Genomic DNA, 13,051 nt, shown 5'->3' with positions numbered 1-13,051 from the left:
GCAGGCGGACAGATTCGTCCGGACGAGACATTCGCATAATCGTTGATACTGCGTCCGCCCCAAATGACGGGCAACGCTCCCCGTCGTTGAGGCTGCGTCGAATAACAAAAAGGCACCCTCTTCGGTGCCTTTTGGGATTTCGCGTTGCCGCGAGCGTTATTTCGCGTTGTTCAGCACTTCGCTGACAATCTCTACCGCTTCTTTTTCAATTTTCCGCAGATGGTCATCGCCGAGGAAACTTTCACAGTAGATTTTGTAGGCTTCTTCCGTGCCGGAAGGACGCGCGGNAAACCAGCCGTTGTCCGTAATCACCTTCAGCCCACCGATGGACGCGCCATTGCCCGGCGCAGTGGTCAGACGCGCGGTGATCGGATCGCCCGCCAGCGTACTGGCGGAGACCTGTTCCGGCGACAGCTTGGACAACGCGGCTTTTTGCGCATGCGTGGCCGGAGCCTGAATACGGTTATAGCTAGGCGCGCCGAAGCGTTTCGCCAATTCATCGTAGTGCTGCTGCGGGTTCTTACCGGTCACGGCCGTGATCTCCGCCGCCAGCAGACACATGATGATGCCGTCTTTGTCGGTTGACCACGGCTGAGTGTCAAAGCGCAGGAAGGACGCGCCCGCGCTTTCCTCGCCGCCGAAGCCCAGACTGCCGTCGAACAACCCATCGACAAACCATTTGAAGCCGACCGGCACTTCCACCAATTTGCGGCCCAGATCGTTGACGACCCGGTCAATCATCGCGCTGGAAACCAGCGTTTTGCCGACCGCGACGCTGTCGCTCCACTGCGGACGATGTTGGAACAGGTAGTTGATAGCGACGGCGAGATAGTGGTTCGGGTTCATCAGCCCTGCGGGGGTCACGATGCCGTGGCGGTCGTAGTCTGGATCGTTGGCGAAGGCCAGATCGAACTTGTCGCGCAGCGCCAGCAGTCCCGCCATGGCGAATTCAGATGAACAGTCCATACGGATGACGCCATCATGATCCAGCGTCATAAAGCGGAACGTCTGGTCAACTTCGTCGTTAACCATCGTCAGATCCAGCTTGTAGTGTTCGGCGATCCGCTGCCAGTAGGCGATACCGGAACCGCCCAGAGGATCGACGCCCAGCTTCAGCCCGGCGCGCTGAATGGCCGCCATATCGACGACGTCGCCCAGCCCTTCCACATAGGCCTGCACCAGATCCTGTTCGTGAAGATGACCGCCCTGTTTGGCCGCGTCCATGGTCTGACGCTGAACGCCGCGCAGCGATTCGGCCAGCAACGCGTTGGCGCGCTTTTCAATCACGCTGGTCAGATTGGTGTCTGCAGGTCCGCCATTGGGGGGGTTATACTTGATGCCGCCGTCTTCCGGCGGGTTGTGCGACGGCGTAATGACAATGCCATCCGCCAAGGCGCCGCCATTGCGGTTATGCGTCAAAATCGCGTTGGAGACTGCCGGTGTTGGGGTGAAACCATTATCCTGCTGGATAATCACATCCACCCCGTTTGCCGTCAGCACTTCCAGAACGGAAATAAACGCGGGTTCAGACAACGCATGCGTGTCTTTCCCCACGTAACAAGGGCCGCTAATCCCCTGGCGACTGCGCTCTTCGGCGATGGCCTGAGCAATAGCCAGAATATGCGCTTCATTAAAACTGTGACGCGCGGCGCTGCCGCGATGACCGGAGGTGCCGAATTTAACGGCATGGGCCGGGTTAGCGGGGTCCGGTTGCAACACGTAATACTGTGACGTCAACTGTGCGACGTTAATCAAGTCGCTCTGCCGGGTAGGTTGTCCAGCTCTCGGGTGATTAGCCATTGCCTTGTTTTCCTGACGCGTGATTTAGATGGTGCCGCAGACTTTCTCGATCAGCTCCGGCGGGAACTGCATCGACTGCATGATGTGCTCAATCATGCTTCGTTTACGACCCGTATTGGTGTTAGTGATAACCCAGTATGGCGTGCCCTGGATATGTTTGGGTTTAGTGTGCGTGCCATTTTGCAGCAGCGTGTGCTCGTCACCGGCAAAGTAGACGCGGGTCCGGCCGTGGAGCGACTCGGTCGCCGCGCCGAATTCCGCAGGTGACAGCTCATACAGCACGGACAATATCAACATGAAGCGGTTGATCGCTTTATTCTTCTCAGCGTATTCGTCTGATAACAGCAGCTCGCGGAGCGCTCTCNCCCGGTCACGCGGGCTGTGCTGAATCGTCGTCGCCGGCTGTTCCGCCGCCGCCGCTTTGGACGGAGCTGTCTGTACAACCTGTCCGGCGCTGAATTTCAGCATGCGCCGTAAAATGTCGGATGCGCTTTCGCCAATATGCTGGGTATGGCTGGCGATATAACGATAAAGCTCTTCGTCGACCTCAATAGTTTTCATCTTTATCCAGTACGGTTTTATTTCTTCAATCATCAGGGAGTATAAAGTTACCTTTCTCCCGCGAACAGCAGCAAACGCGGGTATCCGCATAAAGTCAGATTAGGCTGAGTGATGCCTTTGCGCATGGAGGGTCGCCAGAGGCGATCGTTCATGGCACCGCGAGATCGCAGGATAAACTCATGATACCCTAAGCAAACGTCTCCCTGAATGAACTTCACTATGAAATTGAATTATCGCTGGCAAAACGCGCAACTGCCTCAGCAGCAGCTTCCGGTTATTCTCATTCACGGCCTGTTCGGTAACCTTGATAATCTTGGCGTATTGGCCCGCGATCTNCAAAATCAACACGATATTTTACAGATCGATCTGCGCAACCACGGGTTGTCCCCGCGCGATCCTTCCATGCAGTATCAGGATATGGCGCAAGATGTCGTGGATCTGCTGGACGAACTGGCGCTGGATCGTGTCATTGTGATCGGCCACTCCATGGGCGGTAAAGTCGCCATGGCGCTGAGCGCGCTGATCCCGGATCGCATTGATCGTATTGTCGCGATTGATATCGCGCCGGTGCATTACCACAGCCGACGACACGACGACATCTTTGCCGCGCTAAGAGCCGTCAGCGCCGCCGGGATCACACAACGTACTGCCGCGGCGGAATTGATGCGCGAAAGCATCGCCGAGGAAGGCGTGATTCAGTTCCTGCTGAAGTCATTTTCTCAGGGAGAGTGGCGATTCAACGTGCCGGTTTTATGGGATCAATACGACGTCATTTCAGGCTGGCAGGACGTCCCCGTCTGGGCGCATCCCATTTTGTTTATTCGCGGCGAGAATTCGCCTTATCTGGATCGCCGCTATCGCGACGCGCTGCTGCGTCAGTTTCCCGGCGCGACGGCTTATGCCATTGCGGGCGCGGGGCATTGGGTGCATGCGGAAAAACCTGAGGCCGTGCTGCGGGCGATACACCGTTTTATGGCGCAGAGTTAGCCCAACCGTTCGCCGCGACGCCGTAAACCATTGTCGCGGCTGGTTCCGCTGGGGTATCATGTCGCCCGCTTTACGCACTTAAGGGTCGGCTGTCTAGCCACTGGCATTGTTAACCACATCACCAAAATGTCGCGAATGACATGCGCGTTTTGGTCCGAATCTTTGCAGTACCACTACCTATGGCAAAAGAACAAACGGATCGCACCACACCGGATCTGTTCGCTGATGAGCGTCGTCCGGGCCGTCCGAAAACCAATCCGCTTTCACGAGATGAACAGCTGAGGATTAATAAGCGCAATCAGCTGCGACGAGACAAGAATCGTGGGCTACGGCGAGTTGAGCTGAAAATTAACGCGGAAGCGGTCGATATTCTTAACGCATTGGCGGAGGAGAAAAATATCAGCCGCAGTGAGCTTATCGAGCAAATTTTGCTGTCTCAGCTGGCCGGGGCTAAACGTTGATTTCACTTAGAATGTCGTTCAAGACGCTCTGAATTCGAGGGGGTCGTAACGATGTTCGCTGGCTTCCCCACTCTGCCTGCTATTCCCCTACCCAACCTTCATCCTCCCTTATCATCGCGCTCCTCGCTGCGACGATAAGGTGGACGAGCATGTCAGATGACATTTGAAACCGTGCCGCTTCTTAGAATTTTTCCCAATTATCCGTCGACTTCCTGGAAGGCAGCGCTTTTAACGCAGGAGCGGCGGCGGCGGGTTTGACTTCACGACTACGGGCTACGGGCGCGTCTTTAGCCGACGATTCCGTCAGGCGGAAGACCGACACGGCCTGCGTCAGCAAAGCCGCCTGCTCTTCCAGCGAGCGCGCGGCAGCGGAAGCTTCTTCAACCAACGCGGCGTTCTGCTGCGTCACGCCATCCATTTCCGCAATCGCCTGCCCTGCCTGAGCGATCCCTTTACTTTGTTCCTCGGACGCCGTGGCAATCTCCGCCATGATATCGGTAACGTTCGAGACGGAGCGGACAATTTCACTCATGGTGGTGCCGGCGTCCGCGACCTGAGAGGAGCCGGAATCGACGCTGCGCACCGAATCGGAAATCAGATGCTCGATCTCCTTAGCCGCCTGCGCGCTTCGCTGAGCCAGATTACGCACTTCTCCCGCGACGACGGCGAAGCCACGTCCCTGTTCTCCGGCGCGAGCCGCTTCCACCGCGGCGTTCAGCGCCAGAATGTTGGTCTGGAACGCAATCCCATTGATGACCGTGGTGATTTCAGCGATCTTCTTGGAACTGCTGGCGATTTCAGACATGGTTTTCACCACGTTATCGACCAGTTCTCCACCTTTGTGCGCCGTCGTCGACGCCTGCTGCGCCAGCTGACGCGCATGTCCGGCGTTTTCGGCGTTCTGTTTCACCGTCGAGGTTAACTCCTCCATACTGGCCGCGCTCTCTTCCAGCGCGGAGGCCTGAGACTCCGTACGCGCCGAGAGGTCGTTGTTACCCGCGGCGATTTCCGCAACGCCCTGGTAAATGGATTCCGCGCTGCTACGGATGGTGCTGACCGTATTCGCCAGGCTGCTCTGCATATCACGCAGCAGAGGGAACAGTTTGCCCACGCAGTTGTTGCCGAAGTCCGCAATCGGTTTTCCCAACCGCCCGGCGGCAATGATCTGGAAGTAGTCGCGCAGTTCGTTAAGAGGACGCATCAAATATTTGACCAGATAACGGTCGGTGAACAGCAGCATTAATATGCCCGCGATCAGTCCCGCGACCAGGATGGTCTGGCCGATGAAGGTCAGTCGGTTGAAGCGCTCGCCGGCCGCGCTAAACTTCTCTGCGCCCGCTTTGTTGAAGGCCGTCACTGAAATGCCGAACTGACGGCTCAATGCAGGGACGGTCGTTTTGGCATAGCTCTGATACTCGTCAAGCGCGGAGGAAGCGGCACGTTGGAACATCGGCTCTACGCCATTTTGAATGAGATTCGTCCAGTCGTTGCTGACCGCATCGGCCAAAGATCCATCCATGCCGCCGTGGTCGATCTCTTTGAAAGCCACCAAATCCTCTTTCATATTATTGAGCGCTTCCGCCGCGGACTGCTGCTCTTTGTCCGCGTTGGCAATATCGCCAGATCGACGATAGTCCACCGATCTGGCCAGTCGAGTGACCATACGAAAATACTGATCGTTGCCCATGTTGACCAGGTTCATATTTTTTACCAACAGGGTGCTGGTGTGTGATGTTTGGGTCATCGCATGGAATGAATAGAAGGTGTAAGCAGAGACAGCGCCCCATAGCACGCAGAAAGTGCCTAATACCCATAGTAATGCCGTACGGATAGCAATATTTCTCAGCAATTGCATATCTAAACTCCCCGCCGAAGCAAAAGATTAAAGTTTGGTGTAGCTAAAATTGGCTGAAGCGCCGTTGTTAAGGGAAAGCACGGTGCTGACTGGGCGTCACTGACAAAGCGCTCAGTGTTCACCATCGTCAATATCGGCCAAAAATTTAGAGGACAGACCTCGCAAAACTGAGAAAAAAACCTGAAATAATATTTAGTTAAAACCTTTCAATAAGATAGTAGATTAAAAAAGTTATAAAAATATTTAAGACATGAAAAATCAACGTGAAGGCGGAGAGAACCCAGGCATCGGCAGATACAAGTTTCTCCCTCAGAAAGGGTCTGCTATCATTACCCGATCTGTGGTAGCTCTGGCACCATTTCAATAGGAATCAAGAGGTTATATTATCCATGGCACTTATAGGTATTTTCTTCGGCAGTGATACTGGCAATACCGAAAACATTGCCAAGGCAATCCAACAGCAGCTGGGCACCGATGTCGCAGAAGTGCATGACATCGCCAAAAGCAGCAAAGAAGATCTTGAGCGTTTCGACATTCTGTTGCTGGGCATCCCAACCTGGTACTACGGCGAAGCACAGTGTGACTGGGACGACTTCTTCCCGACGCTGGAAGACATCGATTTCACCGGCAAGCGCGTAGCGCTCTTTGGCTGCGGCGATCAGGAAGACTATGCCGAGTATTTCTGTGATGCCATGGGCACATTGCGTGACATTATCGAACCGCGCGGCGCGACCATCGTCGGTAACTGGTCAACCGAAGGCTACTACTTCGAAGCCTCTAAAGGTCTGGCGGACGACTCGCACTTCATCGGTTTGGCGATTGATGAAGATCGTCAGCCGGAACTGACCGACGAGCGCGTGAGCGCATGGGTGAAACAAATCAGCGCAGAGCTGGATTTGTAAGCTTTTGGAACAGTTCTCCCCATTGCGGCCCGGCGCAAATTTGTGTCGGAGCCGTATCAATAGGTAAAATCTGTCGTAAAGATAGATACATTTTTTTAACTTTTCCGCTTTGCGCGGTACAATACCCCCTTCGGTTAGCTGGTTTCTCACCATTTTTCGCTTTTAAAACGGCGTTGCGCCGTCCCCCTTACCGATGGGTAAGCCTGATATGGTTACGGTTCTGCGGTTTTCATTTCGCCTGTGCAGTTCTATAATTGAGACGAATAAACATGTTTGAGCCGACCGATGATATTAGGCTAGTTAGCCTCCCTTGATGAAAGTAGAGTAACAGGACTAAATCCGCATGACTGACAACAACACCGCATTAAAGAAGGCCGGCCTGAAAGTAACCCTTCCTCGTCTTAAAATCTTGGAAGTACTGCAGGACCCAACTTGCCATCACGTCAGTGCGGAAGATTTGTATAAAAAGCTGATTGATATGGGAGAGGAAATTGGTCTGGCCACCGTTTATCGCGTGCTGAACCAGTTTGACGACGCCGGTATCGTTACCCGCCACAACTTTGAAGGCGGCAAATCAGTTTTCGAACTGACTCAGCAACAGCATCACGATCACCTGATTTGTCTGGACTGTGGACGTGTCATTGAATTCAGCGATGAATCTATTGAAGCTCGCCAGCGTGAGATTTCAGAGCGCCACGGTATCAAACTGACCAACCACAGTCTGTACCTGTACGGCCACTGCAGCTCCGGCAACTGCCGTGAAGACGAAAAACTGCACGAAGGGAATTAATCCCTGTTTTAATTAACAAAAACTGATTTATAAAAAAAGAAAACCGCCGCGGCGGTTTTCTTTTTTCTTTATTCAGGCCCGGTTAAATTAACCGACCCAGGTGTCTCGCAAACCCGTCGTGCGGTTGAAGACCAAATGGTCAGCGCTGGAGTACACGCGGTCTGCACAGAAGTACCCTTCACGTTCGAACTGGTACGCCTTCTCTACTACCGCATCCGCCATGCTGGCTTCAACAAATCCGTTAGCAATCTGCAGCGATTCAGGGTTGATGGTCGACAGAAAATCTTCCGCAGCCCCCGGGTTCGCTACGCTGAACAGACGGTCATACAGGCGGAATTCGGCCGGAATGCCGTGCGCAACGGAAACCCAATGGATGACGCCTTTCACCTTACGGCCATCGGCGGGATCTTTGCTCAGCGTGTCCGGATCGTAGCTGCAGTAAATCGTAGCGATCTCGCCCTGCTCATCTTTCTCAACGCGATCGGCTTTGATCACATAGGCGTTGCGGAGACGTACTTCTTTTCCCAGCACCAAACGCTTGTATTGCTTGTTGGCGGCTTCACGGAAGTCGGCGCGGTCGATGTACAGCTCGCGGCTGAAACCTACCTGACGCGTTCCCATTTCCGGTTTGTTGGGATGGTTCGGCATCGTCACCCACTCTTCGTGACCTTCCGGCAGATTCTCGATAATGACTTTCACCGGATCCAGCACGGCCATGGCGCGCGGGGCATTTTCGTTCAAATCATCGCGAATGCAGGATTCCAACGACGCCATTTCTACCGTGTTGTCTTGCTTGGTCACCCCGATACGACGGCAAAACTCGCGAATGGAAGCCGCGGTATAACCACGACGACGCAAACCAGAGATTGTCGGCATACGCGGATCGTCCCAGCCTTCCACGAACTTTTCCGTCACTAACTGATTCAGCTTGCGCTTGGACATCACCGCATATTCGAGATTCAGACGAGAAAATTCGTACTGATGGGGATGCGCGGGGATAGAAATATTGTCCAGCACCCAGTCGTACAGACGACGGTTGTCCTGGAACTCCAGCGTACACAGGGAGTGAGTCACCCCTTCCAGCGCATCGGAGATGCAGTGGGTAAAGTCATACATCGGGTAGATGCACCACTTGTTGCCGGTCTGGTGATGATCGGCGAATTTGATCCGATACAACACCGGATCGCGCATCACCATGAAAGGCGACGCCATATCGATTTTGGCACGCAGGCACGCAGTACCTTCGGCGAATCCGCCGCTGCGCATTTTTTCGAACAACGCCAGGTTTTCCTGAACGTCACGATCGCGGTAAGGACTGTTTTTACCTGGGGAGGTCAGCGTACCGCGGTACTCGCGGATCTGCTCCGGCGTCAACTCATCGACATACGCCAAACCTTTATTAATCAGCTCAATGGCGTACTGGTGCAGTTGGTCGAAATAGTTGGACGAATAACGGACTTCGCCGCTCCAGGAGAAGCCCAGCCATTGAACGTCGTGTTTGATGGAGTCGACAAATTCAATGTCTTCTTTTACCGGATTGGTATCGTCAAAGCGCAAATTGCACTGACCCTGATAATCTTCAGCGATACCGAAATTCAGGCAAATCGACTTTGCATGACCGATATGCAGATAACCATTAGGCTCCGGCGGGAAACGCGTCTGAATATGATCATGCTTACCCGATGACAGGTCTTCATCGATGATCTGGCGAATAAAATTCGTTGGGCGGGCTTCTGCCTCACTCATGCTTGATTCCTTAAAAACGAAAAACAACACATAACCGCTAATGATCCAACAAGCCACGCCGGGAAACAACCGTTTGTTTCACCTAAATTGCATGGAAGTGAACGGCATAAAAAACGGGGTGAAGTTTTATCTTCACCCCGTTATGAATCTTCCAATGACGGGATCGCCCGGAGGGGTCACCTGTTTTCACCAGACAAATAAAGTTTAGCCTGTTTTTTGCGAAGCCTGCCGCAAAGCGGACGCAATACTTTCAGCCTGCGTTCCTACCACAATCTGCACGCTTTGCGCGTTCAGACGAATGATGCCGGAAGCACCCAGCTGCTTGGCTAACGCTTCATCCACCCGCCCGGCGTCTTTCACATTTAAGCGCAGACGCGTAATGCAGGCGTCGATGCCGGTCAGGTTCTCTTTCCCCCCGACGGCGCGTAAATATCCCTCGGCCACCGTTTCCAGCTTGTCTGGAGACGAAGCCGCCGTCGACGGGGCTGCGGACGCTTCGCGTCCCGGCGTCAGGAGATTGAAACGCTGGATGGTGAAACGGAACACAACGTAGTAGATGACGAAGAAGGCCAGCCCCTGCGGGATCAACATATACCACTGCGTCGCCAGCGGGTTACGGGACGAGAGCACCATATCCACCAGACCCGCGCTGAAACCGAAACCGGCAATCCAATGCATGCTGGCGGCGATGTAGACCGACAGCCCGGTCAGCAGCGCATGCAGAAAATAGAGCACCGGCGCTACAAACATGAAGGAGAACTCCAGCGGCTCCGTGATCCCGGTAAAGAACGCGGCAAAAGCGCCGGCTATCATAATTCCGGCCACCCGGCTGCGATTCTCAGGGCGGGCACAGTGGTAAATCGCCAACGCCGCGCCCGGCACGCCGAACATCATAATAGGGAAGAAGCCCGCCTGATAACGACCGGTGATGCCGGGGATGGCTTTACCCGCATCAATCGCCTGCTGCCCGCTCAGGAAATTAGGAATATCGTTGATCCCCGCGACGTCGAACCAAAAGACCGAGTTCAACGCATGATGCAACCCGACAGGGATCAGCATACGGTTGAAGAAAGCGTAAATACCTGCGCCGACGGAGCCAAGCCGCTGGATGTGTTCACCGAAGGAGACCAAGCCACCGTAAATCATCGGCCAAACGTACATGAGAATAGCGGCGACCACGATCATGAGCATAGAGGTGAGGATCGGCACCAGACGGCGGCCGCTGAAGAAAGAGAGAGCCCGCGGCAGTTCCACGCCGCTGAAACGGTTATAGAGTTCCGCCGAAATCACCCCGACCAGGATACCGACGAACTGGTTTTCAATTTTACTGAACGCTGCCGGAACCTGGTCCAGCGGGATTTGCTGAATCATGGCGACCGCCGCCGGCGAGCACAAAGTGGTCAGAACGAGATAGCCCACGAACCCGTTCAACGCCGCGGAACCATCTTTGTCCTTCGACATCCCGTACGCGACGCCGATGGCGAACAACACCGACATGTGTTCAATGATGGCCGCGCCAGATTTGAGCAACAGCGCGGCCAGTGCGTTCTGGCTGCCCCATCCCGTAGGGTCGATCCAATATCCTACCCCCATCAAAATGGCGGCGGCAGGCAACGTGGCGACAGGCACCATCAGCGCCCGGCCTATATTCTGTAGATAACCGAGTATACTCACTTTCCTCTCTCCCCTTGCGAACAATGAAACAGCCAGTCGATGTATTCGTTTTAGCCCCATCCTGCGGATAAGTTTTGAGTGTAAGAAAAATAATTTTTATTGCGAAATAACATCACTGATTATGTGATAAACCTCACCTAAAAATCTCATATAAAAAGTTTATGGGTAGAGCGATCACACCACTTATTTCAAGATAAAAAAAAACGCGCTAGACTACATTTCGTAGCACGATGATGGAATATCGCCGTGACATTCGACTATAGACCTAAATTTCAAGCGATTGCTGACGCTTCAGGAGAACGCCAATGAGACTGATCCCGCTCAACACCGCCGAGGAAGTCGGCAAATGGGCCGCACGTTATATCGCAGAGCGCATTAACGACTTTAATCCTACGCCCGAAAGACCTTTCGTGCTGGGGCTTCCCACCGGCAGCACGCCGCTGGAAGCCTACAAGGCTCTGATTGCGCTACACAAGGCGGGAAAAGTCAGTTTCCGGCACGTCGTTACCTTCAATATGGACGAATATGTCGGGCTTCCTCCNGATCATCCGGAGAGCTATCGAACCTTCATGTTCCAGAATTTCTTTAATCACATTGATATCCCACATGAAAACATTAATCTGTTGAACGGAAACGCGAAGGATATCACCGCGGAGTGCCAGCGTTATGAGGACAAAATCCGCGCTTACGGCAAAATTCACCTGTTCATGGGCGGCGTAGGCAGCGATGGTCATATCGCTTTCAACGAACCGGCGTCATCTCTGGTGTCGCGCACGCGCATCAAAACCCTGACCGAAGAAACCCGCGTCGCCAACTCGCGCTTTTTCGGTGGCGACGTCAGCCTGGTTCCCAAATATGCGCTGACCGTAGGGGTCGGAACGCTGCTCGATGCGGAAGAGATCATGATTCTGGTCACCGGTCGGAACAAGGCGCAGGCGCTGCAGGCCGCGGTTGAAGGCAACGTCAATCATCTGTGGACCATCAGCTGTCTACAGCTGCATGCCAAATCGATGATGGTCTGCGACGAACCGTCGACGATGGAACTGAAGGTGAAAACCGTTAAATATTTTCGCGAACTGGAAGCTGAGAACCTCACACATTTCTAATCGGTTAGCCGGGAGCTCACGATGTACGCTTTAACTCATGGCCGCATTTTTACCGGCCATCAAATTCTCGACGGTCACGCCGTTGTCATAGCCGACGGCCTGATAGACCGTGTTTGTCCGGTAAACGAATTACCGGCCGATATTGAAACACGCGACCTCAACGGCGCCCTGCTCGCTCCGGGATTTATCGACCTTCAGTTGAACGGCTGTGGCGGCGTGCAGTTTAACGACACGCTGGACAATATCTCGGTCAAAACGCTGGAAATCATGCAGCAGGCCAATGAAAAATCCGGCTGCACCAGTTTCCTGCCGACGCTGATCACCGCTTCTGACGACTTCATCCGGCGCGGCGTGGAAGTCATGCGCGCCTATCTGGCGCAGAACAACCACCAGGCGTTGGGACTGCACATAGAAGGTCCATGGCTGAATCCCATCAAGAAAGGCACCCATGACATCACGCTGATCCGCCAACCGGACGAGGCGTTAGTCGAATTTTTGTGCGCTAACGCAGATGTCATCACCCAAATCACACTGGCGCCAGAGCAGGTTGCCGCCGACGTCATCCAGCGATTGACCCGCGCCGGCATTATCGTTTCCGCAGGCCACTCCAATGCAACCTGGGAAGAGGCCAAACGCGGCTTCGCCGCTGGTATCCGCTGCGCCACGCATCTTTTCAACGCCATGCCGGTCATTGCCGGACGCGAACCGGGGCTGGTCGGCGCGATTTACGACGCGCCGGAAATCTATAGCGGCATCATCGCCGACGGCCATCACGTCAGCTGGGCCAACATCCGCAACAGTAAACGCATTAAGGGCGACCGACTGGTCTTGGTCACCGACGCCACAGCGCCCGCCGGCGCCGAAATTGACCAGTTCATTTTTGCCGGCAAACCCATATACTACCGCGACGGCATCTGTGTGGATGAGAACGGCACCCTCAGCGGGTCGGCGCTCACCATGATCGATGCGGTACGCAACTGCGTAGAACAGGCGGGGATCGCCCTGGATGAAGCGCTCCGAATGGCCACCCTCTACCCTGCCCGCGCCATCGGCATCGACCACCGACTGGGCAGTATCGAGTGCGGCAAAGTCGCGAATCTGACGGCGTTCACCCGTGATTTCCATGTCATCAATACTTTTGTCAACGGCGAGGAAGTATTGAACTAAGT

11 protein-coding genes are annotated in these 13,051 nt (G+C 54.3%); 6 read left to right on the top strand and 5 right to left on the bottom strand.

Annotated elements, in window-relative coordinates:
- Positions 1 to 156: 156 nt before the first annotated feature.
- Positions 157 to 1,800, bottom strand: a complete 1,644-nt coding sequence (gene pgm, locus SB13_RS03180; protein WP_026738961.1) for a phosphoglucomutase (alpha-D-glucose-1,6-bisphosphate-dependent) — start codon at positions 1,798 to 1,800, stop codon at positions 157 to 159.
- Positions 1,801 to 1,824: 24 nt separating this feature from the next.
- The gene (gene seqA, locus SB13_RS03175; RefSeq protein ID WP_026738960.1) at positions 1,825 to 2,361 is read right to left on the bottom strand and encodes a replication initiation negative regulator SeqA; all 537 of its coding nucleotides are present in this window, start codon (positions 2,359 to 2,361) and stop codon (positions 1,825 to 1,827) included.
- Positions 2,362 to 2,580: 219 nt separating this feature from the next.
- Between seqA and ybfF the strand changes: the two genes are divergently transcribed.
- Both ybfF and ybfE read left to right on the top strand, forming a co-directional pair.
- Positions 2,581 to 3,348 carry an esterase gene (ybfF, locus tag SB13_RS03170; RefSeq protein WP_026738959.1) on the top strand — a complete coding sequence of 256 codons (768 nt, stop codon included), beginning with the start codon at positions 2,581 to 2,583 and terminating at the stop codon, positions 3,346 to 3,348.
- A gap of 179 nt (positions 3,349 to 3,527) precedes the next feature.
- Positions 3,528 to 3,809, top strand: a complete 282-nt coding sequence (gene ybfE / locus SB13_RS03165) for a LexA regulated protein (protein WP_026738958.1) — start codon at positions 3,528 to 3,530, stop codon at positions 3,807 to 3,809.
- A gap of 181 nt (positions 3,810 to 3,990) precedes the next feature.
- Here ybfE and SB13_RS03160 read toward each other — a convergent pair whose 3' ends face one another.
- A complete protein-coding gene (locus SB13_RS03160; RefSeq protein ID WP_026738957.1) occupies positions 3,991 to 5,664 on the bottom strand; it encodes a methyl-accepting chemotaxis protein in 1,674 nt (557 codons plus the stop codon).
- Between the two features lie 389 nt (positions 5,665 to 6,053).
- On the opposite strand from SB13_RS03160, the gene fldA reads away from it, so the two are divergent.
- Positions 6,054 to 6,566, top strand: a complete 513-nt coding sequence (fldA, locus tag SB13_RS03155) for a flavodoxin FldA (RefSeq protein WP_026738956.1) — start codon at positions 6,054 to 6,056, stop codon at positions 6,564 to 6,566.
- Positions 6,567 to 6,909: 343 nt separating this feature from the next.
- On the top strand, positions 6,910 to 7,356 hold the full coding sequence (gene fur, locus SB13_RS03150; protein ID WP_026738955.1) for a ferric iron uptake transcriptional regulator: 447 nt from the start codon (positions 6,910 to 6,912) through the stop codon (positions 7,354 to 7,356).
- Positions 7,357 to 7,443: 87 nt separating this feature from the next.
- On the opposite strand, the gene glnS is transcribed toward fur, so the two are convergent.
- Positions 7,444 to 9,102, bottom strand: coding sequence for a glutamine--tRNA ligase (gene glnS / locus SB13_RS03145; RefSeq protein WP_026738954.1), 1,659 nt, complete (start codon positions 9,100 to 9,102; stop codon positions 7,444 to 7,446).
- Between the two features lie 204 nt (positions 9,103 to 9,306).
- The gene (gene nagE, locus SB13_RS03140) at positions 9,307 to 10,776 is read right to left on the bottom strand and encodes an N-acetylglucosamine-specific PTS transporter subunit IIBC (protein WP_026738953.1); all 1,470 of its coding nucleotides are present in this window, start codon (positions 10,774 to 10,776) and stop codon (positions 9,307 to 9,309) included.
- Positions 10,777 to 11,081: 305 nt separating this feature from the next.
- Here nagE and nagB point away from each other — a divergent pair, with 305 nt between their 5' ends.
- On the top strand, positions 11,082 to 11,882 hold the full coding sequence (nagB, locus tag SB13_RS03135) for a glucosamine-6-phosphate deaminase (RefSeq protein WP_026738952.1): 801 nt from the start codon (positions 11,082 to 11,084) through the stop codon (positions 11,880 to 11,882).
- 21 nt (positions 11,883 to 11,903) lie between these two features.
- Positions 11,904 to 13,049 carry an N-acetylglucosamine-6-phosphate deacetylase gene (gene nagA / locus SB13_RS03130; RefSeq protein WP_026738951.1) on the top strand — a complete coding sequence of 382 codons (1,146 nt, stop codon included), beginning with the start codon at positions 11,904 to 11,906 and terminating at the stop codon, positions 13,047 to 13,049.
- Positions 13,050 to 13,051: the final 2 nt, after the last annotated feature.

Source organism: Lonsdalea quercina subsp. quercina, assembly GCF_000688695.1.
GTDB classification, from domain to species: Bacteria; Pseudomonadota; Gammaproteobacteria; order Enterobacterales; family Enterobacteriaceae; genus Lonsdalea; species Lonsdalea quercina_D.
The sequence above is the reverse complement of the archived record's forward strand: the minus strand, read 5'-3'. Positions and strand labels throughout refer to the sequence as shown.

Excerpts from the sequence above, each read along its gene's own strand:
- fur (WP_026738955.1), top strand. The coding sequence starts at position 6,910 with ATGACTGACAACAACACCGCATTAAAGAAGGCCGGCCTGAAAGTAACC.
- SB13_RS03160 (WP_026738957.1), bottom strand. The coding sequence starts at position 5,664 with ATGCAATTGCTGAGAAATATTGCTATCCGTACGGCATTACTATGGGTA.
- ybfE (WP_026738958.1), top strand. The coding sequence starts at position 3,528 with ATGGCAAAAGAACAAACGGATCGCACCACACCGGATCTGTTCGCTGAT.
- glnS (WP_026738954.1), bottom strand. The coding sequence starts at position 9,102 with ATGAGTGAGGCAGAAGCCCGCCCAACGAATTTTATTCGCCAGATCATC.
- fldA (WP_026738956.1), top strand. The coding sequence starts at position 6,054 with ATGGCACTTATAGGTATTTTCTTCGGCAGTGATACTGGCAATACCGAA.
- nagA (WP_026738951.1), top strand. The coding sequence starts at position 11,904 with ATGTACGCTTTAACTCATGGCCGCATTTTTACCGGCCATCAAATTCTC.